General features: G+C 72.8%; 1 pseudogene. It reads right to left on the bottom strand.

Going from position 1 to position 228, the window contains the following annotated elements:
• Positions 1 to 228: pseudogene (locus KVS71_RS19895) on the bottom strand (sugar ABC transporter substrate-binding protein); the annotation flags it as partial.

Here is a 228-nt window from a genome sequence, read left to right as displayed (position 1 = left end):
GGGCGACCCGGTGAACAGCCCGGAGTTGATCCCGCCGTCGGACTTCAGGGTCCCGGCACGTACCACGCCCGCCGCATCCCACGCGTCGTCGGAGGAGAGGTTCACCATCCACGCGCACGCCGCCGCGGCGTTCTCCGCTCCGGCCGGGATCACGCTCGCGGTGCCGGACCCGACAGAGGACGGCTCGCCGGCGCCGTTCCGGAACGTCACGGCCTCGAGGTCGATCTG

This window comes from Microbacterium sp. GbtcB4, assembly GCF_019091465.1.
GTDB lineage: Bacteria > Actinomycetota > Actinomycetes > Actinomycetales > Microbacteriaceae > Microbacterium > Microbacterium paraoxydans.
Note: the sequence above shows the minus strand (reverse complement) of the source record. Positions and strands in the feature narration are given on the sequence as shown.